The sequence below is a fragment of the Streptomyces sp. NPDC087263 genome, from assembly GCF_044744645.1.
In the GTDB taxonomy this organism is placed as follows: domain Bacteria; phylum Actinomycetota; class Actinomycetes; order Streptomycetales; family Streptomycetaceae; genus Streptomyces.
Window position 1 is genome coordinate 249,799 of sequence record NZ_JBIUYT010000003.1, and the last position, 18,945, is coordinate 268,743.

At 70.5% G+C, this 18,945-nt stretch carries 16 protein-coding genes; 8 read left to right on the forward strand and 8 right to left on the reverse strand.

The window, feature by feature from the left end:
- Window positions 1-193 precede the first annotated feature (193 nt).
- Window positions 194-808, reverse strand: a complete 615-nt coding sequence (locus ACIPC1_RS10415; protein ID WP_402515280.1) for a DUF998 domain-containing protein — start codon at window positions 806-808, stop codon at window positions 194-196.
- A 406-nt stretch (window positions 809-1,214) separates the two neighbouring features.
- Complete coding sequence (locus ACIPC1_RS10420; protein WP_402515283.1) at window positions 1,215-1,952, reverse strand: formylglycine-generating enzyme family protein; 738 nt, start codon at window positions 1,950-1,952, stop codon at window positions 1,215-1,217.
- Between the two features lie 546 nt (window positions 1,953-2,498).
- On the opposite strand from ACIPC1_RS10420, the gene ACIPC1_RS10425 reads away from it, so the two are divergent.
- Entirely contained in the window at window positions 2,499-2,735 is a 237-nt protein-coding gene (locus tag ACIPC1_RS10425) for a transposase (RefSeq protein ID WP_402515285.1), read from the forward strand.
- A 28-nt stretch (window positions 2,736-2,763) separates the two neighbouring features.
- Here ACIPC1_RS10425 and ACIPC1_RS10430 read toward each other — a convergent pair whose 3' ends face one another.
- The 6 genes from ACIPC1_RS10430 to ACIPC1_RS10455 form a co-directional block, all read right to left on the reverse strand.
- A complete protein-coding gene (locus ACIPC1_RS10430) occupies window positions 2,764-3,969 on the reverse strand; it encodes an acetyl-CoA carboxylase biotin carboxylase subunit family protein (RefSeq protein WP_402515288.1) in 1,206 nt (401 codons plus the stop codon).
- Between the two features lie 90 nt (window positions 3,970-4,059).
- Window positions 4,060-4,776, reverse strand: coding sequence for a tyrosine-protein phosphatase (locus tag ACIPC1_RS10435; RefSeq protein ID WP_402515290.1), 717 nt, complete (start codon window positions 4,774-4,776; stop codon window positions 4,060-4,062).
- Window positions 4,777-4,828: 52 nt separating this feature from the next.
- A complete protein-coding gene (locus ACIPC1_RS10440) occupies window positions 4,829-6,016 on the reverse strand; it encodes a cytochrome P450 (RefSeq protein WP_402515292.1) in 1,188 nt (395 codons plus the stop codon).
- Window positions 6,017-6,076: 60 nt separating this feature from the next.
- The gene (locus tag ACIPC1_RS10445) at window positions 6,077-8,185 is read right to left on the reverse strand and encodes an HAD-IC family P-type ATPase (protein WP_402515294.1); all 2,109 of its coding nucleotides are present in this window, start codon (window positions 8,183-8,185) and stop codon (window positions 6,077-6,079) included.
- A gap of 19 nt (window positions 8,186-8,204) precedes the next feature.
- Window positions 8,205-8,384 carry a hypothetical protein gene (locus tag ACIPC1_RS10450; RefSeq protein ID WP_402515296.1) on the reverse strand — a complete coding sequence of 60 codons (180 nt, stop codon included), beginning with the start codon at window positions 8,382-8,384 and terminating at the stop codon, window positions 8,205-8,207.
- 97 nt (window positions 8,385-8,481) lie between these two features.
- Window positions 8,482-9,798, reverse strand: a complete 1,317-nt coding sequence (locus tag ACIPC1_RS10455) for an MFS transporter (RefSeq protein WP_402515299.1) — start codon at window positions 9,796-9,798, stop codon at window positions 8,482-8,484.
- Between the two features lie 402 nt (window positions 9,799-10,200).
- On the opposite strand from ACIPC1_RS10455, the gene ACIPC1_RS10460 reads away from it, so the two are divergent.
- The 7 genes from ACIPC1_RS10460 to ACIPC1_RS10490 all read left to right on the forward strand — a co-directional run bounded on the left by ACIPC1_RS10460 (window position 10,201) and on the right by ACIPC1_RS10490 (window position 18,934).
- Entirely contained in the window at window positions 10,201-11,187 is a 987-nt protein-coding gene (locus ACIPC1_RS10460) for a 3-oxoacyl-ACP synthase III family protein (protein WP_402515301.1), read from the forward strand.
- Window positions 11,188-11,275: 88 nt separating this feature from the next.
- Window positions 11,276-12,931 (forward strand): hypothetical protein, encoded by a 1,656-nt coding sequence (locus tag ACIPC1_RS10465; RefSeq protein WP_402515303.1) that lies wholly within the window; start codon window positions 11,276-11,278, stop codon window positions 12,929-12,931.
- A gap of 8 nt (window positions 12,932-12,939) precedes the next feature.
- The gene (locus ACIPC1_RS10470; protein WP_402515306.1) at window positions 12,940-14,034 is read left to right on the forward strand and encodes a Gfo/Idh/MocA family oxidoreductase; all 1,095 of its coding nucleotides are present in this window, start codon (window positions 12,940-12,942) and stop codon (window positions 14,032-14,034) included.
- An 11-nt stretch (window positions 14,035-14,045) separates the two neighbouring features.
- Window positions 14,046-15,353 carry a B12-binding domain-containing radical SAM protein gene (locus ACIPC1_RS10475; RefSeq protein WP_402515308.1) on the forward strand — a complete coding sequence of 436 codons (1,308 nt, stop codon included), beginning with the start codon at window positions 14,046-14,048 and terminating at the stop codon, window positions 15,351-15,353.
- A gap of 7 nt (window positions 15,354-15,360) precedes the next feature.
- Window positions 15,361-16,467, forward strand: coding sequence for a Gfo/Idh/MocA family protein (locus ACIPC1_RS10480; protein WP_402515310.1), 1,107 nt, complete (start codon window positions 15,361-15,363; stop codon window positions 16,465-16,467).
- Entirely contained in the window at window positions 16,464-17,315 is an 852-nt protein-coding gene (locus tag ACIPC1_RS10485; protein WP_402515312.1) for a class I SAM-dependent methyltransferase, read from the forward strand. Before ACIPC1_RS10480 ends, ACIPC1_RS10485 begins: the two co-directional genes overlap by 4 nt.
- Window positions 17,312-18,934: a serine hydrolase domain-containing protein gene (locus tag ACIPC1_RS10490; RefSeq protein WP_402515315.1), complete on the forward strand. Its 1,623-nt coding sequence runs from the start codon at window positions 17,312-17,314 to the stop codon at window positions 18,932-18,934. The genes ACIPC1_RS10485 and ACIPC1_RS10490 overlap by 4 nt, the downstream gene beginning before the upstream one ends.
- Window positions 18,935-18,945: the final 11 nt, after the last annotated feature.

Below are 18,945 nucleotides of genomic sequence, written 5' to 3' on the forward strand. Positions count from 1 at the left end.
GGACTGTGGGGTCGGTGATAGCAATCTTGGAAGTAACGCCGAGGGCCGGGGCGGAGTCAAAGGGATTGCCAGGCCGTGAGCTTTGAGCTGCTTGGTGGGCGTGAAGTCTCGCCGGTTCGCGCGGACTGGAGACGGAATGCCTGTGCTGAACTCCGCGTCTGGGCTGATCCTCTGTGGAAGTGGCGCTGCTCCGTCAGGTGGTTTTGACGGCGAGGAGGATTCCCACGCTGATGAGCCAGAGGTTGGCGCTGACGAGGAACACCCTCTCGAACAGGCCGAAGATCTTTCGCAGGCGGGGGAGCAGCGTCACGACCAGGAGGACGAGCGACACCAGGGCGATCTCGCGGAGAGTGGACAGGAGTCCGTGCGCGGACTGCCAGGGCGCCAGCGGTTCCAGACGGGATGTCATCCCGGAAATCGCCGCGTAGGTGAACGCGAATGCGGCGATGGCGAAAAGGTAGTGCAGGCGACCGGTGTTGGTGAGTTTCTCGCCCTCCAGGTCAGTGGGGAAGAGGGCCATGCCCAGACGCATGAGCGGAACCAGGTAGAGGAAGACGAGCTGGCTCACCGCGAGCGGCGGAGCTCCCGGCTCAAGGGTGAGGCCGACCGCCAGGAACGCGACGCCCAGCGAGGAGACCAGCAGCCCGAGGCGGAACAGCGAACCGTACCGGCCCACGGCGTAGTCACTGACTGCGTGCCGGACGGGATGGTAGCCGGTGGGCAGCACGTGCAGAGCTACGAAGATTCCCAGATACCCGACCAGCCCGATGAGTCCGAGAATCGCGAAAGCGAATGCGGTAGCCGTCATTCCGTCATCGTTTCACGCCACGCCTTGGACTTCGTGCAGGGCCAGGTCGGTTGACCGGGTGGAGAAGGAATGACGACCTCTGGCGGATCGTCGGCAAGGCATCGACTGATCGCCGGGATTGCGGCACCAGCCCTGGCCGCTACGTCGGCGGGCGTGCTCCTCGGCACCGTGCGCAGTGCTCGCCTTCGTATCCGCCCCTCACCATCCCAAAGCGCCACATCTCAGGGGTGGCTGATGCCCCTTCAGGTCACGTGGAGGCTCGCAGCAGTGCGAGGTACAGCCGCCGGCCGCCCACTCGTAGACGGTGGTGTCGGCGTACATCGGAAGGTGGACCGGTCGGTGCGGCCCACGATGCACAGTCCTGAGGAGACGCTGCCCGTCATGCGATGCCGGCACGTGTCCGGTCCTACGCGGCCGGTGCCGCCAGGCGGAAGCCCACGCCGATCGCTTCAAGATCCGGCTCGTAGGCGCCGTGCCGGCGGGCGCACCGGGCCAGGTCCCGGTCGTGGCGGAACGCGCCGCCTCGGGTGATGTGCCGGTCGAAGGCCCAGTCCTCGGTGTTCGGCACCTCGGCGGGCGCGCCGGGGTAGGGGGCGTAGAGGGTGGAGGTCCACTCGTCGGCGTTACCCGCCATGTCCAGCACCCCGAAAGGGCTGGCGCCTTCGGGGAAAGAACCAACTGCCGTCGTGGTGCCGATACCGAGGTCCACCAGATTGGCCAGGCCGGTGCGGTACTCCGCACCCCATGGGAACTCCCGGCCGTCGTCGCCCCGCGCGGCGCGCTCCCACTCGTCCTCCGTGGGCAGCCGTACATCGAGGCCGTCGAGCCGTTCGCCGAGCCACCGGCAGTAGGCCGTCGCCGCCTCCCAGGCGACCCCGGTGACCGGGTGGTCCGCCGGCGCCCGTGGGACCGGCCGGCCGGTGGCCGCTGCGAAGCGTGTCCACTGGCCGACCGTGACCGGTGTACGGGCGATCCGGAACGCCGGGACGTGGATCTCCGCGCGGGGGACTTCCTTCAGGTACCACTCCACCGGCACCCCGGTGTCCGCATAGTGCCGGGCCACCGCCGCCACCTCGTCGGCCGGCGTACCCCGACGCAGCAACCCGGCCGGGACCCCGACCCAGTTCACCTGCTCCACCTGCATGGCTCCTCATCGCCTCGACCGGACAACCCTCATGATCACCTCGGTGGTCGGGGCGGGCATCGGCCGATGGACCCATTTCGACAGCGACCCTGGAACCAGGACATCGGGGAACGGAAGGCTGTGCTCCGGCATGGAAAGCGGTGCCCGAACCCGTGTACCAGGCTGAGCATCTTCATGGGTTACGCCGACGCACACAGAAGGAGCCGGGGCAGCATGCCGTTGCGAAGCCGACAGGACGTCGGAGAGCAGGCCCAGTTGGTGAGAGTGCTGTCGATGTCCTTCCCAGGAAACCGCGTGGATTCGTCGGGTCAGGCAGGCCTGGCCCATGGACACTCGTCCGTGGAGTGCTCCGCGAGGTTGATGAGCGCGGTCCGCGGTCCTCCGGCCGATGTCCGGCGGTGCCGGTGTGCTTGCTGAAGTGGCCGCCCTCGCACGCGAGTTGACGTCCGAACCGCCGCTCGACGACGTCGAGGACGTCGTCGAGCGGAACGGCCGAGAGCTCGTCCAAGGTGGCTTGCACCCTTGGTCTTTCCTGGACGGGGCTCTGTGGAGGTGTCCACGGTCTGCCAGATCGATTCGGCCGCGGTTCCCGCGGAGGGAGCCACCCACGACACCACCAGGCGCTACCCGGAGGAGATCAGAGGGGACGCGGTCGCGCTCGTCCACTCCTCCGGCAAGAGCGTCATCGACGTGGCCCGGAAGATCGGGGTCAGCACCGAGTGGCTGCGGAACCGGATCAGGCAGGGCACGGTCGACCGCGGGCAGGGGGCTCAGGATGGGTGAGCCCGGATATGCCGAACAGGGGTCGGCGTCAGGGGGAAGGTGATCCCACCGGGACGGCCTCCTCGTTGAAGCTCGCGATGTCCTCCAACAGCTTCGCCAGCATGTCCTCCCGGCTGTGGGCGACAACTCCCAGGCCGATCTTGCCGGTTCGCCACGGGGCGTCGTCCCGGGCCGGATACTCCAACTGCACGAAGGGGAAGAGCTCTTCGAGGTTCTCCTTGCGCAGTGTGCTTCCGGAGTCCTGGCGGAGATGGATGTAGCCGTACAGCTGCTCGGGTTCGTGAGGTGCCACGGTGGCCTTCTCGCCGAGGGAAAGGCTCACCTCCGCGTCGAAGAGGTTGACGCCGTAGGTCATCTCCAGCAGTTCGGGGTACTGCGTTCCGCTCAGCCGCATGGCGCACTCGCTGAACGCGGTCCGCTCCTCGTCCTCGAACGCCTCCATGTGGAAGATGCAGTCGGGGGTTTCGAGGGATGCGAGGCTCTTCTCCGCCAGCGCCACCGCTCGCCGGAGCGACTCCGCGGACTGTTCGGGGGAGGCGATGTAATCGACCAGGACGTGTCCCGCGGCGAGCTGTACGAGCGGCTCCCGGTAGCGGCCCAGCGCCGCCCACTGCAAGGCGCCGTCCTGCCAGATCCCGTCCACGTGCAGTTCCCGGCCGGAGACGAACGATTCGGCGACGAAGGCGACGTCCGAGGACTGGGTCGCCAGCGTTCCGAGGAAGCGGTGCTTCTCGCTCGCGAGGAGCAGCTCGTGGAACTGGTCCTCACTGCGTACGACCGAGGTCCTGATGGAGCCGAAACCCGCCGCCGGCTTGACCACGAAGGGAAGTCCGAGGTCACGGGAAAGCTCGTCGAAGCGGGTACGGGACGTGACGTACCGGCACCGGGCCCGGGGGATGTCGGCGGCGAGCCTGCTCTTCTGTAGGTACTTGTCGCGGAACACGGAGGCGCGGGCGTGGTCCCGGCACCCCGGCAGCCGCAGCTCGTCGCGCAGGACGGCGGCGCTGAACACCCCCTGCTCGTGCCCGGTCACTACGCCCTTCACATCCGACAGGTCGCTGCTCGCGACCGCTCGCAGGACTTCCTGGACGTCCTCCAGGTCACTCACCCGGCAGAACTGTCCCTCCTTCAGGCCCGGGACGTCCCTCTCCACGATGGAGAACGGCACCTCGCCGTGGCGCTCGATGGCTTCGGCCAGAGGCTGGCGGTAGCCCAGCAGAATCACAGTCGACATATCAGAGCACTCTTTCTGTGAGTCACGATGTTGCGAAAACGGGAGAACTCGATAGCGGGAGAACGCGAAAACGGGAGAAGGGGAGGGGATTCACGGGATGTGGACGAGAGCGGACCGCAGTTCCTCCATCTCGTAGTCCGTCATCCCGCTCTCCCGGGCCCACAGGTCCCAGCCGCCCCAGGTGCTCGACACGTGGTCGAGCAGTTTCTCCATGGCGTGCGCGGGCGCGTGGTGGACCTCGGGCGGCAGCAGGTTCATGGCGGCCTCGGCGCTGGGACTGCTGCCGTAGAGCTCCATGATGTTCGCGAACGCGGCGTCGGAGCGGTGGTAGTCGGCCACGATGACCTCGGGGGTGGCGCCGAGAAGTCCGAGGAGCGCGGCCACGAGGACGCCGGTACGGTCCTTTCCCGCCGTACAGGCGATGAGGACCCCTCCTGCGGTGAGCGCACGTGTCACAGTTCTGAGCGCGTCGACCAGATAGGCGGAGCACTCGTCCAGCAAGTGCCCGTATGTGACGGGGAGCAGATCGTCGATCGGGATCCGGCTCAGATCCTGGATCGCCGTTCCCAGGGGGATCCGGTAGAGGGTCTGCGCCGCGGACACGGGGGCGGTCCCGTCCATGACCGCCTCGCGCTCGGAGCGGAGGTCGACGATGCCGGAGATGCCGAACTCGGTCCCGAGCTCGCGCAGTCGGGCCGCGGCGAGCAGGTGGAGGCCGGCTCCGCGGAACAGTGTCCGGGGCGCTATGCATCCCTTGAACACCGGTGTTCCGCCCAGATCGCGGAAGTTCACGGGGTCGCGCATCATCAGTTCCCCCTGGGGCTACAAGGTCCGGAGCGCGCTGCGCCCATGTGTGCTGTCACCATTCGACGTTCAGACCTTCCACGCCGTAGACGAAGGCGCCGTCGGCGAACAGGGGAGGCGCGCCGTCCCTGGGGAGGCGCATGTTCGGAAAGAGCCTGGGCAGCGTCTCGAACACCACGCGCAGTTCCGCACGGGCGAGGGTGTGGCCGAGGCACAGATGCAGGCCGTAGCCGAAGGCCAGATGCCGCGGCGCGACGCGCTCCGGGTGGATCCGCTCCGGCGCGCCGAACACGGCGGGATCGTGGTTGCCCCCGGCGAGCAGCGCGATGACCCCCTCGCCGGCGCGAATCAGCGTGCCGGACAGCATGACGTCCTCGGTGGCGACCCGCGGGACACCGGACTGCACCACGGTCAGGAGGCGCAGCAGTTCCTCGACGACCGGTCCGGAGTCCCGTGTCCCGCGCGCGAGGCTCTGCCAGATCTCGGGCTCGTGGAGGAGCCGCAGCACGCCCAGCGAGATCATGTTGGCGGTCGTCTCGTGCCCCGCGGTGAGGAGGACGACGGCCACGGTGACGATCTCGTCCAGCGTGAAAGCGGACTCGTGGGCGATCAGCCTGCTCAGGACGTCGTCGCCGGGATGGGCCCGCTTGGTCTCGACGACCGCCGCGATGAGGTCGAACAGGTCCTGGTTCGCCCGGTCCACCTCCTCGGTGCCGGCGACCCTGCTGAGGACCACCTGGGACCGGGACTGGAAGAACTCCGCCTTCTCGTAGGGGACTCCGAGCAGTTCGCAGATCACCAGGGACGGCACCGGGAGGGCGAACAGCTCGACCAGGTCGGCGGGGCGAGGTTCCTTCGCCAGCACCTCCGCCTGGCTCTCCACGATGCTGCGGATGCGCGGCTCCAGCGCGGCGATGCGCCGGGTGGTGAACTCGCCGATCAGCGGCGCCCGGTAGCGGGTGTGGGCCGGCGGGTCGAGGACCATGAACGCCGCGGGCGGAACGGACGTGGGTGCCGCGGCCTGGATCTGGGGGAAGCCGGGCCGCAGGATCTCGGAGCTGAACCGTGCGTCGGCCAGGACGGTGCGTACGTCGTGGTAGCCGGTGACGAGCCAGACGCTCTGCCCACTGGCCAGACGGACCCGGGCGACGGGCGTCTCGGCTCGGTGCGCGGCGTACGCGGGAGAGGGGAGCAGGGGGTCGTGGCGAGGAGCCGGGAACGCTATGTCGTGTGTGGTGGACAAGGCCTTGGCGCCTTTCTCATCGGTCGGCCGCACGGGTGTGCCCGTGGCTGGCCGGGTGCGTCACGTCGTGACCAGGAGGACGACGAGGGGAAGGATGGCGGCCGCTCCCGCGAGGAGCCGGCTCCGTACGCGGACCGTGGCTTCCGTCAGGGGCGTGCGTGCGGGGACCAGTCGTACGACGGTCCAGGCGAGGACAGCGATGGTCAGGGCCGATGCCGCCGCCGCGGCACGCAGTACGTGCGCCGCCGTCGACAGGGACTGCGAGGAGAGGGGCGGGTGGCCGCCGGTCGCGAGCAGCGCCCCGGCCGCCACGAGGGCGGAGAGGATGACGGCCAGTACGCCGAAACGGCTCCAGGACGAGGCGAACGCGGACAGTGTGGCGGACGCGCGTGCGGTCCGTACGGCCGCGGCGAGCTGGGCGGGCCGGGAGTTCACGTCGACGAGGTCGGCCTGCGACTTGGCCTCGGCGAGACCGCTGTGCAGGGCGATCCCGACGTCGGCCTCGCGCAGGGCGGGCGCGTCGTTGTCGCCGTCCCCGACCACGGCGACCGTGGCGGAGAGGCCGCGCCAGGCCCTGATCTCGGCGATCTTGCGGTCCGGGTCCGCTTCGGCGACCACGCCGTCCGCGCCGACCGCCTCGGCGGTGGCCCTGGCCACCGCCCCGCTGTCCCCGGTGAGCACCACGACCTCGACACCGAGGTGCTGCAGGGCGCGGATCCCGCCGACGATGTCGGCGCGGTAGGTGGAGTCGAAGACGACGGCCCCGGCCACGCCCGGATCCTGTCCCGGTCCCGAGCCCGCCGCGGACACGACGACCAGAACCGTCTTGCCGGTGGCCTCCAGGCCGGCGATCGCCGTGTCGAGTTCGACGGGCCACGCCAGCCCCTGCCCGCGTGCCCACTCCCTTACCGCCGCCGGGGCTCCTTTGCGGAGGCGTCGGCCGGAGTCCGGTCCGGCGACGTCCACGCCGCTGATCCGGGTCTGCGGGCTGAAGGGCACGGACGACCACGAACCCTCCGGCGGAGGGGCCACCGCCTCCGGCCCGTGGCTGCGCCCGACCAGGTCGAGCGAGGAGCGGCCCTCGGGTGTGTCGTCCCCGAGGCTGGCGAGGGCCACCGCCCTGGCGAGGTCCGCCTCCCGCACACCGGGCGCGGGGAGGAGCCGCTGCGCCCGGCGCTCGCCCTGGGTGAGGGTGCCGTTCTTGTCGATCAGCAGGACGTCGGCGGCGGCGAGGACGGTGCCGGCCTTCTCGCTGCGGGCCAGCAGGCCCAGGTCCGCCAGGTCGAGGAGGCCGAGGCGGTGCAGCAGACCGGCGAAGGGCGAGGGCCGGTGCAGGAGTACGGCGCCGATCAGCACGGCCGCGGTCAGCGCGTCGATGCCGGAGACGACCGCCCTGCCGGCGGACGGGAGGAGGCCTGCGCAGGCCGTGACCACTCCTTCGGCCACCAGGACGCCGCCGAACCACCACCACACCGTCAGGCCGTCGTCCGCGTCGAGCAGTGCGGCCGACCGCGCGATGAGCGAGTCGCGGCTGGAGCTGACGAGCTCCAGCCGGAAGTCGCCGTCCAGCACGCGGGCACCACCGGTGACGGACGACCGGTCGTACCCCTTCTCGCGCGCCAGGACGTCCCCGTCCAGCCCCGGGTGACGGTACGGCAGATCACACACCGAACCCCGGCCGTCGATGACACGGGCGTCCCCCGGAACGAAGTCGCCCGGGCCCACCTCGACGATGTCGCCCGCCGCGAGACCGGCCTTCCGCAGCCGCGCTCCGGCGGCGCGCAGCCCGTGATGACGGTCCGTCACCAGTCGGCGCGCACCGGCCAGAGCGGCCAGCAGGCAGGCCCCTCCGGTGGCGAGGACGAGGCCGTCCGCAAGCGACCCCACGCCGCAGCCAATGCGTACCACGACGACCACCGCGAGGGCGGCTGCCAGGACCGGGACAGCCGCGTGGACGGCCGCGTCCGCCCTGTCCACTCCCTCCGCGCCGGAGCGTGGACGGGAGCCCGGAGCTGCGGCGGCGGGCTGACCGGCGGCCGCTGCGGCGATCCGGTCGGCGGTCGCCGCGGACGCCTCGCCGACGTGCACGACCTGTGTCCGGGAGGGCTCTCCCAGGTGGGCGGCAGCCGGCTCCCCGTTCTCCGGAGGAGCGAGTGGCAGTCCGCGCATCCAGCCCGGCGCCCGGCCGTCAGCGCGTCGCGAATGCACGTGCCACCGCCCGGTGTTCGTGCGGGTAGCGGGCGCAGGAGCCGGCGTGCCCCGGGACGCCAGGGGTCGTGCCGCGATCCGTTTCCGGGGTCGTGGCCGTGGTGCGCGGCCGGTCGAGCGGTGCGGGGCTGTGGCCGACGGGTTCCTCAGCGGTATGCATGAATCCTCCTTCGTGGCGGTGGAGTTGTCCGACGGGGCGTCCGATGCCGGTCTCCGGGTCGGCGGCAGGCAGTGCGGGGCCCCGTTCAGTTGGGTGCTCACAGGTGGCCCGTCTGGATCAGTACGTCGGCCGGCAACTGGTCGGGGGCGGCGACCTCGGCCCGGCGCAGCGCGGCGACGGTGGCCGACCAGCCGACCAGGACCAGGAGGCAGACGCCTGCGATGAACCAGCCGTCATGACCGGCTCGGTCCAGGGCGAGCGCCGTGGCGGGGGCGAAACCGCCGAAGACGGCGTCGGCCACGCCCTGGGAGAGGCCCACGCCCAGACCCCGCAGCTCCACCGGGAACATCGAGGTCATGGCCTGGGGCAGCGCCAGGCCCTGGAAACTGGACAGCAGCATCCCGACACCGCAGGCCAGCACCAGACCGCCATAGCTCGGGGAGAGGGTGGTGTACAGCGCCGGGAGGGCGACCAGGAAGCCCACGCTGGTGAGGGCGAGCACGCGGCGCAGCCCGATCCGCTCCCCGAGGTAGCCAAGTGGCAGTACCAGAAGCAGGAGCAGGCCGGTGACCAGGGTGTTCGCGCCCAGGACGGTGGAGGGCGAGGCACCGAGCCGTTCCTGGGCGACGGTGGGCACGATGACCGCGAAGGTCGTGGTGGAGGCCGAGGCCGCGGCGGCCAGCGCCGCGACCGTCAGCAACGCGCGCCAGTGGGAGGCAAGGACCCGCAGCGGTGGCCGGCGGGGGCGCGCCTGCTTCGCGGCCGTGGCCCGGAGGTTCAGGAAGGCGGGGGTCTCGGGCAGTCCGCGCCGCAGCAGGCACAGCAGGAGTGACAGGGACCCGGCGAGGAGAAAGGGCACTCGCCAGCCCCAGGACACCAGTGCGTCGTGGGAGAGGACCGACGACAGCAGGGTGCCGAGCGCCGAGGCGGCGAACCCGCCTGCCGTGCACGTGAAGATGAAATAACTGCCGTACCGCAGCCGTGACTTGTCGGTCGCCACCTCCATGAGGTAGGTCACCGCGGTCGGCCACTCGGCGCCGAACGCGAGCGCCTGGGCGCTGCGGGCGAGGACCAGCAGAACCGGTGCGCACACGCCGATCGCCGCCGATCCGGGAAGTGCGCCCATGACGAGCGAGGCGACGCCGGCCACGCTCATCCCCACCACCATGGCCTGCCTGCGGCCGGACCGGTCGGCGATGAATCCGCCGAGCGCACCGCCCACCGGGCGCAGCAGCATGCTGCCGCCGTAGACGAGGAACGCGCCGACCGTGGCCCCCACCTGGTCGCCGCCGAAGAACTCCTGGGCGAAGACCGGGGCGAACAGGGAGTAGACGATCCAGTCGAAGAACTGCAGGAAGTTGCCGCCCGTGACCACGAGCCGGGCTCCGCGGCGGACTTCCACGGGGGCGGTCATGACACCGCCGGATTGCCGGACGCGTCATCACGAGAAGAGACGGACCATGCGCGGTCAATGGGTTCCTGAGCAGTCCACAAAGGCACGAAGCGCCCTCCAATAAAGTTCCACGGCCGCATCAGGATGAATTCGAAATTGAATCCGCGCGGTGCGGTGGGTTCTGTCGGTGAGCTGGCAGCACGGGCAGGAATTCGGCTGAATGCTCCGACGCTGAAAGACCGTAAGCCATCCGATGAGAGACCGTCAATCGAAAAGGGGATTCCCTGGTGGAACCCCTTGTGGTGTACCTGTCATCGAGTGTGTTGAATAGGGGCCGGTAGGGGTGGTAGGGGGTGGCCAGGCTCTTTGCGGGGTCCGTAGGTTGGAGGCCATCTGAGGCAATATCGAGGGGGTGCTTCCCGAATGGCGATCGGAATTCTCGAAGTCGGTCATTATGTGCCGGACAGGGTTGTCGGAAACAGCGACATTGCCGATTGGGCGGATGTCCCTGAAGAATGGGTCACGGAACGTACCGGAATCAGGGAAAGGCGCTATGCGCCGCCCGGCACGGCGACTTCCGACCTCGGCCACGAGGCGGTGCGCGCCCTGCTGGCCCGGCGGCCCGTGGCCGGTGGCGACATCGGGTGCCTGATCGTGGCCACCGCCACCCCTGACCAGCCGCAGCCGGCGACGGCCGCGGTGCTCCAGGACCGGCTGGGACTGGACGGCGCTGCGGCCTTCGACGTGAACGCCGTCTGCTCCGGTTTCGTCTACGGGGTCGCGGTGGCCTCAGGAATGCTGTCGGCCGGCTCGTTCACCGGCCCCTATGCCCTGGTCGTCGCCGCGGACATGTTTTCCTCCGTGATGAACCGGCGCGACCGCAGGACGGTCAGCCTCTTCGGTGACGGCGCCGGCGCCGCGCTCCTCGGCCCGGTGCCGGAGGGGTACGGCATCCGCGCGTCGCGGCTGGTCTCGCACGGAAGTCTGCGGTCGCTGGTGGAGGTGCCGGCAGGTGGCACGAGGAAGCCGCTCACCCCGCAGGCGTACCGGGCCGGAGAACACCTCTTCCGTATGGACGGCAGAGCAGTCGCCCAGTACGCGGTGAAGGTCCTCCCCGAAGTCGTCCAGGACGCGCTGACGACTGCGGGGATCGGCCTGGACGACATCGACCGTTTTATCTTCCATCAGCCCAATGTGCGTCTCCTGGAAAAGCTGACAGCCGAATTGGGAATCGACCCGGACCGGGTTCAGGTGACGGCTACGGAGTTCGGCAACACCGGGGCTGCCTCTGTTCCCATCACGCTGCGGGCAGCTCAGGAAAAGCGGCCGTTCCGCCGTGGTGAACGGATCCTGCTGGCAGCGGTGGGTGGCGGAATGACGGCGGCGGCCGTCGTCCTCGTCTGGTTCTGAGAAGAGTTTTCCGGTGCTCCAGGGAAAGCGGCGGCGCTGCTTTCCGTACGGGAGCCCGTACTTCGACACGTATGAGAAGGGTTTATCCATGGGTTATTCCTCGACGAACGCGGTGGGTACGGCAATCGAGGACGACGAGGCCACCGATGCGGGCGGAGGCCGGTACGAGGTCCTCGACGGCCGTATGACGCAACAGGAGCTGCAGGAGGTGGTCCACTCGGTAATCCGGGGGGAGGGTCAGCCAACGCCCGAACTCCAGATGCGGTCCGGGAGCATTCTGACCTGGCTGGACGGGACTCGGGTGGAGGTCCGCAGCAGGCCGGTGCCGCACCCGGAACCCGGCACCCTGGACCACATCCATCCCGCGGCCGGCGCCCTGCAGATCCTGCTCACCGCCTCCGGCCCGCTGTCCGACGCGGCGCAGGCCACCTTCGACCGTCTCGTCGACGCCGTCGCGTTGCGGAGCCGGCGCTACACCGCCGCCGAGATCGACTCGATCGTGCGGGGCATGCCGCTGGTCGCGCGCTACGCCACCCCCGAACCGGCCTTCGCCGACTGGGCGTTGATCTTCCGCGACCACTACGTCGAGAACAGCGTGGGCTTCCTGCTGGGCATGGAGCGCGCCGGCATGGACCGGGAATGGATCTTCACCTTGTCGAAGGGCGACCGGACCCTGCACCGCGACCGCGTCCACGCCTGGTTCCTCGACCACGGGTACCTCAGCGACACGCTGGACAACTCGGTCATCAACGGTACGGCCGACACCGGCGCACTGGCACACGCCCTGGGGGTCAACGCACGGGTGGACGACTTCATCCGCCGTGCGCACGAGGCCGGCCGGAAGGTCCTGGTCATCGACGACGGCGGGCTGCTGGCCCAGGGCTACGGCGCCCACGGCGCACTCGAGGAGAACATCGACGCCGCCGTGGAACTCACGGTCAGCGGGCTCAAACGGATCGTCAACGCCCCCGGCGAACTGTCCGTACCCGTCATGAACATGGCCCGGTCGCAGCTGAAGACCATGCTCGGCTACAACGAGATCGCCGACTCCTGCGTGCGCCGGCTGCGCGCCATCCTGCCCGGTGAGAAGTTCATTGGCAGGCACATCCTGTTGCTCGGTTTCGGCACGCTGGGGGCGCGGGTGGCGCACGCCCTGCGCTCCCTGGGATGCCGGGTCGGTGTGGTGGACCCCCAGGTCCTGCCGCTCATCGCGGCCGCCGAGCACGGCTTCGAGACCTACACCAGTGCGGCCGAGGCGCTGCGCGAACACTCCCCGTTCCTGATCATCGGGAACAGCGGCGAGCTGGCCATCACCGCCGAGGACCTTCCGCTCCTGCCCGACGGGCTCTATCTGGCGGGCTTCGCCACCAAGGACTTCAGCCTCCTCAGCGAGGGCTTCCCCGGAGTGCGCTCCGCGACCGTGCCGTTCGTCGGCGTGCGCCACACCCTGCCGAGCGGCGCCACCGTGACGGTCCTGGGCGACGGCCGCTCGTTGAACCTGTTCGAGTACGAGGGAATCGCCAACCGCGGGTACGACGCCTACCGGGCCGGGACACTCATCGCGGCCAAGGAGCTCTGCCGGAACGCCGACGGGCTCCCGCCCGGCCTTCATCTGGAACCCGTCGACCGGGCGATCGACGAGGCCGGCCTGTTCGAGGCGTACTACCAGGAGTACCTGGTCGCCGGAGGACGCCGCCCACAGGCCGGAGCCGTTCCCGCCGACGCTCCGCTCGCCGCACGGTGAGGCCCCCGGTGTCCAGGACCCACGTGTGCGTGATCGGCCACGGCACCGCCGGCCGACTGCACGAGCGACTGCTGAGCGATCTCGGATTCCGGGTGAGCCTCGTCGATCCCGTGCAGACCGCGACGTCCCACCGGACGCCGGTCTTCGGCGGCCTCGGGGACCTGCCGGACGACCCGCCGGTCGACGTGTGGTCGGTGTGCTCGCCCACCGCCGCCCACCTGGAGAACGTGGCGGCCGTGCTGGCCGTCGACCCCGCGGCCAGGCTGCTGGTGGAGAAACCGGTCTGCCGCTCGTGGGAGACCTCCGCCCTGCTCTCGCTGCTCGCCCGCCACGACCGGGCCCGACTGGTGGTGATGGACCAGTACAGCCACGCCCAGGCGCTGGCGCTGTTCCGCTCGGCCCGGCAGGAGTTCGCCCCGGGGCACCCGCTGCGCGCGCTCCGCGTCGGCTTCGGCAAGGACCGGTTGGCGGACATCGCGGCCGGCCGGTTCGTCGATCGCGACCACGGGGTCTTCGGCTACGAGTGGCTGCACATGCTCGCGCTGGTACGCGGCCTCCTGTCGTCCGCGACGTACGACCGATATCTGAGCACCGAGCCGGACAGCAGTTCCCTACGGGTCGCCGCCGATCCGGAACTCGTCAGCACCGCGGCCTACGAGACCGTGACGGTGGACGGCACCGCTGTCGAGCTGTACTCCACCATCGCGGGTCCGGACACCACCGGTCAGGTGCCCACACCGCCGTGGTTCGTCCCCCGCTCCGCCGAGGAGAGCAGGCAGCGGTACGTGGAGGCGGTCGCCGGTCCGGTGCGGTTCAGCCTCCACCTGGACCCGGTCGTCCTGCCCAACGGGACCCCGCTGCCGCGCAACATGCACCTTCTGAGCGCGGAGGGCCCCGGCCTGCGGCGGGAGTGGATGATCCACGACTCTCCTCTGGAGAACGCCCTGCGCTCGTCGATCGCCACCCTGCTCGGCCACCCGGAACCGGCCGGTCCGGACCTCCGGGGCATCACGCGCATCGGCCGACTCGCCGCATCCTCCCGGTCCACCGGGCGGGAGCCGCTCACGATGTCTCCCCCCGCCACCCCTTCCGCCCGCCTGTGAGGTCATCCGCCATGCGCATCTGCCTGGTCATTCCCAGCAACCGATTCGACCAGTACTTCATCCAGGTTCCGCTCGACGTCCTGCTGGCCGCGGGTCAGCTCCGCGCCGAAGGCCACTCCGTCACCGTGTGGGACCAGCGACTGCAGGACTCCGCGCCCGCCGTCGACCAACCGGACATCGTGGTGGTCTCGTCCGCCATCGCCGACCGCGCGCAGTGCTACCCCCTGGACATCGGACCCGTCCGCGCGGCCGCCGACCGGGCCCGGCAGGTCTTCCCCACGGCCCGCACCCTGGTCATCGGCCCGCACGGCACGCACCTTCCCGAGGCGACCCGGAGCGCGCTCGCCGTGGACCACATCGCCATCGGCGAGGCCGACTCCGCCGCGGTCCATGCCGTGCGCTGCCTGGACAGGGGCGTCACCGCCCCGATCCTGTCCGGCGACCTCGCCACCGTCGCCTCACCCCTGGCCATCATGGGTGACCGCTTCACACCGTTCCCGAACCTCCCCCTGGACGACTGGGCGCTGCCCGCCTACGACCTGGCGCCCATGGACCGCTACACCTCCGAGGTCGTCGTCGACGGCCTCCCGCAGCCCGGCCCGTGCGGCATGGTGCTGGCTGCCCGCGGCTGCACGTACGGCTGCACCTTCTGCCACCTGCCGTTCGGCACCCGTATGCGCACCGGACCGGTCGACCGCGTGATCGCCGAGATCGAGGCGCAGCGTGCGGCCGGCCTGGAGTTCCAGTTCTTCCTCGACTACGTCTTCGGCATCAACAAGCCCTTCTACAGCGAGATCTGCGACCGGATGAAGGGGCGCGGAATCGGCTGGGTCGGCCAGACCCGGGCCGAGATCGTGCTGAAGACGGATGTGCGGGAGTGGGCCGCCGCCGGCTGCCAGGGCATGTGGCTGGGCGCCGAGTCCCCCTCGGTCGCCGGCACCGACGTCCACAAGCGCGTCACCGAGAAGCAGATCCAGGAAGCCGTGGTGAAGCTGCGCGACGCGGGGATCACACCCTTCGCCTTCGTCCTGCTGGGGCTGCCGAACGACGACGCCTGCATCTCGGACTGGCTGGTCGACTGGGCGTCGGGCATCCCCGCCTGGTTCGGCATCAACCAGCTGTTCCTGCGACCCGGGACCACCCTGTACGACCAGCATGCTCCGCTGTACAACTCCGGTGTCCTGCCCACCACATGGGACCAGGTACAGCAGGTGACGGAGCGGTACCGGGAGGCCTACCCGGCCGACCTCGACGACCAGGAGCGCCGGCTCACCGCACTGCCCAACTACCTGGGCAACGCCATCACCCCGGTGGGATGAGGCATCCATGCTGACCTTCGGGATCATCGGATGCGGCTCCATCGGCGGCTTCCTGGGACGCCTGCTCACCCTGACGGACCCCGAACTGGCGGGCCGGGCACGGCTGGTGGCGATCGCCGGCCGCGACCCGGCCGGCGCCAAGGCGCAGTCCGCCGAGCTGGGCTGTGAGCCCATGGACACGGCCGGCCTGCTGGCCCGGCCCGACATCGACGCTGTGATCGTCGGTACACCGACCGGAACCCACGCCGAGCTGGCGACCGCCGCCCTGCGCGCGGGCAAGCACGTGCTGGTGGAGAAGCCCATCGACGTGTCGACCCGGGCCGCCGACCGGCTGATCGCCGTCGCCCGGCAGGAGGGCCGCGCGCTCGGGGTGATCTCCCAGCATCGCTTCGACCCGGCGGCCCGGCTGGCGCGGGCCGCCGTCGAGAGCGGAGAACTGGGGCGCATCACGTCGGTGACGGTGGAGCTGCCCTGGTGGCGGGACCAGTCGTACTACACGTCCGGCTCCTGGCGCGGCACTCGCGAACTGGACGGCGGAGGTGCGCTGATGAACCAGGCCGTGCACGCGGTGGACCTGGTCCAGTGGCTGGTCGGACCGGTCGTGGAGGTCACGGCGCAGACGGCGCTGCTCGGCCACCACGGCATCGAGGTGGAGGACGTCGCCTGCGCCACCCTGCGTTTCGCCGGCGGTGCCCTCGGCTCCCTTCTGGCCACGACGGCGGCCTACCCCGGCCGTACGGCCCGCACGTCCGTGTACGGCGACCGGGGTTCGGTGGTCATCGACAACGACGAACTGGCCTACTTCCACGCCGCACGCGACGGCGAACGAGCCCCCGCCTACGGGGCCTTCGGCAGCGCCGACCAGTCCGCCGAGCATGCGGCCTCCCAGCAGCGGGACCTGACCAGGGACCGCAACGGCCTGCTCTACCAGCCGCACCGCGACCAGGTGCTGGACTTCTGCGACGCGGTGCGCGACGGCCGTCCGCCCCTCGTGGACGGACCGGCCGGACGGCAGGCAGTGGCCGTGGTGACGGCCGTCTACGAGTCGGCCAGGACCGGCTCCCGGAAGCGACTGGACACCGGAGCCAGTCCCGAACAGGAGAAGAACCAGTGAGCGACGTCGTACACGACAGCGTGAAATCATCCCTCGCCCAGCTCTTCGACCGCAGTGCCCCGACCTACGAGAAGGTCGGCGTCGACCACTTCGCTGACCTGGGGCGGCGGCTGGTCGACCACGCCGGCATCGCGGCCGGGGAGCGTGTCCTGGACGTGGGATGCGGAACCGGCGCCGTGCTGGTGCCGGCCGCCCGCGCGACCGGACCTCGGGGCGAGGTCATCGGCGTCGACCTCTCGGCGGGCATGGCGGCGCGCGCCGAGGAGGAGATCGTCCGGCACGGTCTGCCACAGGCGCGGGTGGTCGTCGGGGACGCGGAGACGCTCGCCGCGGACGGCATCCCGGCCGACCCGGGGAGCTACGACGCCGTCCTTGCCGGGATCTGTCTGTTCTTCTATCCCCGGCCTGAGGAGGCCATGGCCCGCTACCGTCGGCTGCTGAAGCCGGACGGACGGTTCGCCCTGTCCTGGTGGGGGAGGCCGGATCCCCGTTGGGACGCGGTGTTCACGGCCAGCGCCCCCTTCGGTCGCGGACCCTCCTCGCACGCCCTGCCCGGCGACAGCCCGTTCCGTTCGGTCGAAGCCCTGCACGCCGCGCTGTTGACGGCCGGGTTCGACGACGTCGACACCGTCGAGGAGGACTGCGTCACCCGCTTCGACAGTGACGAGCAGTGGTGGCAGTGGGTGTGGTCCACCGCGGGCCGCCAGTTCTGGGAGAGCGTGCCGGAGGAACTGCGGCCGGACGCCGTCGCCGCCGTGAACGCCGAGCTGGCCCGGCTGAAGGCCGCCGACGGCAGCCTGTCGAGCACCTCGAAGGTACGGTTCACCCTGGCCCGGAGGGTGAGTTGAGGACCGCCCCGGCCGAGCTGGTTCCCTTCGCCGCGACCGGCCGCCACCCGCTGTTCTCGACCGAGTGGTTCGCCTGCGCGGCGGCGGGCTCCGCCCGGCTGCCCCTCGACGAGTCCTCGGCGATCCGTGTCCGACTGGACGTCACCGACGCCCCCCGGGGCACCGCGGACACCCTGCTGATCCTGGCCGACCTCAACACCGGGACGCTCCGGTTCCTGGCGGGTCCCGCGTCCGAGCGGCCGACGCTCGCCTTCACCCTCACCCACGCCGACGCCGCAACGCTGCTCTTCGGCGACCAGGAACAGCGGGTAGGGCTGTTCGAGCACGGCGGGCTGCGGCTGGAAGGCGCGTTCCTCTTCATCTTCTTCCTCGACCGACTGCTGGCGCAGGACGCGCCGGGAGCGCTGTCCGCCCTCCGGGCCCGCACCGCCGGTCTGCCCGGCGCACCTGCCCCCGCCCGGTGGCCGGACCGGTCAACTCGCGTTCCGGCCCCGGAGGAGGAGGCCGCGCTGCGGGAGGCGGAAGAGGTGTTGCCGCGGACCATGGCGGCGCTTCGCGCGGAGGTTGGCGTCACCACCCCGGGAGCCCAACTGTACGTATCGCACCGGGCATCGGGCGCCCTCGTCTCGGCCGCCCTGGGCGAGAGCCGGCCCGGTACGCCCTTCGCCCGCGACTCCTGGCCCATCTGGTACTGCTGCTCCAAGGCCGTCGGAGCCGTGGCCATCGGCCGGTTGTGGGAGCAGGGCCTGGTGGACCCGCAGGACCCGGTCGCGACGTACCTGCCGTGGTTCCGCGACAGCGGCCGGGAAACCATCACCCTCTTCCAGATACTGACCCACACGACACCGGTGCCCATGGCACTCGATCCGCTCCACGGCAGCTGCGCCGCGCCGGTCGCGCTGCGGCGCGAGCAACTGAGGACGATGACGGTCCCGCCGGGCAGCCGTCCGGGCGAACGCATCAACTACGCGCCGTGGTGGGCGTGGTTCCTGCTGGCCGAGGTGGTCCGGGCGGTCGACGGCCGCAGCTACGAGCGCTACCTGTCCGAGGAGATCCTGGCGCCCTGCGGGATGGACGACACCCGGGTGGTGCTCACTCCGCAGGAGTACCGGGCGGCCGCGGACCGGCTGCCGCTGATCCACATCGCCGGCGGCGGGTTCCCGGTCCAGCCCACCTACTGGTACGCCACCGAAGCGGCCTGCACCCGGCCGATATTCGGGCTCAACATGCGCGGACCGGTCCGCGACCTCGGCCGCTTCTTCGAGATGTTGCTGGCCGGTGGCCGGGGGAGGAACGGCCGGGTGCTGCGGCCGCAGACCGTGACGGCCATGACGTCCCGTCATCGGGTGGGACTGACCGACCCGTTCGGCAACGCGGACTGGGGACTCGGCTTCCGTGTGGAGTCCCGTCATCTGGGCGAGGCGTACACGGCCTTCAGCCGCCACGCCTCACTCCGCACCTTCGGGCACTACGGACTGTGGACGTCCCTCGCCTTCGCCGACCCCGATGCCGGTCTCGTCGCCGCGCTCCACCTCAACGGCAAGACCCTGCAGGACGATCACCAGCGGCGCACCCTCGCCGTCGGTGATGCCCTCTACCAGGACCTCGGCCTCTCGTGACCGAGGCTGCC

Coding starts and splice junctions, on each gene's coding strand:
- ACIPC1_RS10460 (WP_402515301.1), top strand. CDS start 10,201: ATGGCGATCGGAATTCTCGAAGTCGGTCATTATGTGCCGGACAGGGTT.
- ACIPC1_RS10415 (WP_402515280.1), bottom strand. CDS start 808: ATGACGGCTACCGCATTCGCTTTCGCGATTCTCGGACTCATCGGGCTG.
- ACIPC1_RS10445 (WP_402515294.1), bottom strand. CDS start 8,185: ATGCGCGGACTGCCACTCGCTCCTCCGGAGAACGGGGAGCCGGCTGCC.
- ACIPC1_RS10435 (WP_402515290.1), bottom strand. CDS start 4,776: ATGATGCGCGACCCCGTGAACTTCCGCGATCTGGGCGGAACACCGGTG.
- ACIPC1_RS10455 (WP_402515299.1), bottom strand. CDS start 9,798: ATGACCGCCCCCGTGGAAGTCCGCCGCGGAGCCCGGCTCGTGGTCACG.
- ACIPC1_RS10420 (WP_402515283.1), bottom strand. CDS start 1,952: ATGCAGGTGGAGCAGGTGAACTGGGTCGGGGTCCCGGCCGGGTTGCTG.
- ACIPC1_RS10475 (WP_402515308.1), top strand. CDS start 14,046: ATGCGCATCTGCCTGGTCATTCCCAGCAACCGATTCGACCAGTACTTC.
- ACIPC1_RS10450 (WP_402515296.1), bottom strand. CDS start 8,384: ATGCATACCGCTGAGGAACCCGTCGGCCACAGCCCCGCACCGCTCGAC.
- ACIPC1_RS10480 (WP_402515310.1), top strand. CDS start 15,361: ATGCTGACCTTCGGGATCATCGGATGCGGCTCCATCGGCGGCTTCCTG.
- ACIPC1_RS10465 (WP_402515303.1), top strand. CDS start 11,276: ATGGGTTATTCCTCGACGAACGCGGTGGGTACGGCAATCGAGGACGAC.
- ACIPC1_RS10430 (WP_402515288.1), bottom strand. CDS start 3,969: ATGTCGACTGTGATTCTGCTGGGCTACCGCCAGCCTCTGGCCGAAGCC.